2 rRNA genes are annotated in these 1,920 nt (G+C 52.2%); both read left to right on the top strand.

Features of this window, described 5'->3' with window-relative positions:
- Positions 1-1,520 (top strand): 23S ribosomal RNA (locus tag RRF64_RS18690); the annotation flags it as partial.
- 221 nt (positions 1,521-1,741) lie between these two features.
- A 5S ribosomal RNA gene (gene rrf / locus RRF64_RS18685) occupies positions 1,742-1,857 on the top strand.
- The last annotated feature ends 63 nt before the right edge of the window (positions 1,858-1,920 follow it).

Raw genomic sequence — 1,920 nt, 5'->3', positions numbered from 1 at the left:
CAGGTTAATATTCCTGTACTCGCTATTGCTGCGATGGAGTGACGGAGAAGGCTAGGCCAGCACGGCGATTGGTTGTCCGTGTTTAAGGTAGTAGGCTGGGGACTTAGGCAAATCCGGGTCCCTAAGGCTGAGAGCTGATGACGAGCTCTCTTCGGAGAGCGAAGTGGTTGATGCCATGCTTCCAGGAAAAACTTCTAAGCTTCAGGCAATAGAGAACCGTACTCGAAACCGACACAGGTGGTCAGGTAGAGAATACCAAGGCGCTTGAGAGAACTCTGGTGAAGGAACTAGGCAAAATGGTACCGTAACTTCGGGAGAAGGTACGCCGCTGACGGTGATCGGACTTGCTCCGTAAGCTGTTGGCGGTCGAAGTGACCAGTTGGCTGCGACTGTTTATTAAAAACATAGCACTCTGCAAACACGTAAGTGGACGTATAGGGTGTGACGCCTGCCCGGTGCCGGAAGGTTAATTGATGGGGTTAGCTTCGGCGAAGCTCTTGATCGAAGCCCCGGTAAACGGCGGCCGTAACTATAACGGTCCTAAGGTAGCGAAATTCCTTGTCGGGTAAGTTCCGACCTGCACGAATGGCGTAACGATGGCCAAGCTGTCTCCACCAGAGACTCAGTGAAATTGAAATCGCTGTTAAGATGCAGTGTACCCGCGGCTAGACGGAAAGACCCCGTGAACCTTTACTACAGCTTTGCACTGAACTTTGAGCCTACTTGTGTAGGATAGGTGGGAGGCTTTGAAGCTCGGACGCCAGTCCGAGTGGAGCCGTCCTTGAAATACCACCCTGGTATGTTTGAGGTTCTAACTCTGGTCCATGATCTGGATCGAGGACAGTGTATGGTGGGTAGTTTGACTGGGGCGGTCTCCTCCCAAAGAGTAACGGAGGAGTACGAAGGTGCACTCAGCATGGTCGGAAATCATGCAATGAGCATAATGGTATAAGTGCGCTTGACTGCGAGACAGACATGTCGAGCAGGTACGAAAGTAGGTCATAGTGATCCGGTGGTTCTGTATGGAAGGGCCATCGCTCAACGGATAAAAGGTACTCCGGGGATAACAGGCTGATACCGCCCAAGAGTTCACATCGACGGCGGTGTTTGGCACCTCGATGTCGGCTCATCACATCCTGGGGCTGAAGCCGGTCCCAAGGGTATGGCTGTTCGCCATTTAAAGTGGTACGCGAGCTGGGTTTAGAACGTCGTGAGACAGTTCGGTCCCTATCTGCCGTGGGCGTTGGAGATTTGAGAAGAGTTGCTCCTAGTACGAGAGGACCGGAGTGAACGAACCTCTGGTGTTCGGGTTGTCACGCCAGTGGCATTGCCCGGTAGCTATGTTCGGACGGGATAACCGCTGAAAGCATCTAAGCGGGAAGCCTCCTTCAAGATGAGATCTCCCTGGGACTTCGAGTCCCCTGAAGGGCCGTGGAAGACTACCACGTTGATAGGCTGGGTGTGGAAGCGTTGTGAGGCGTTGAGCTAACCAGTACTAATTGCCCGTGCGGCTTGACCATACAACAGAGATGGTTACTAACGACTGATCGATTGAATCCAGTAAAGAGATCAGCGGATTGTGAGCAAGAGACATACGAAGTTCTTGCGGTGTATTACTACAGATTGTTTTACCGAATTATTTGGGTTGACTGTTAACTGAGCAAAACTCAGTGGCAAACGAACAGTCAAGCGGCAGCGCAGAGCAAACGCTCATAAGACCACGCCAACCCAAGCCAGTTTGCCTGACGACAATAGAGTTGTGGAACCACCTGATCCCTTGCCGAACTCAGAAGTGAAACGCAACATCGCCGATGGTAGTGTGGGGTCTCCCCATGTGAGAGTAGGTCATCGTCAGGCTTCTATTCCAAAAGCCCTGATCGCTTCGCGGTCAGGGCTTTTTTCATTCCAGCCTGCCGATGA

Source organism: Microbulbifer magnicolonia, from assembly GCF_035117725.1.
Lineage (GTDB): Bacteria > Pseudomonadota > Gammaproteobacteria > Pseudomonadales > Cellvibrionaceae > Microbulbifer > Microbulbifer magnicolonia.
The sequence above is the reverse complement of the archived record's forward strand: the minus strand, read 5'-3'. Positions and strand labels throughout refer to the sequence as shown.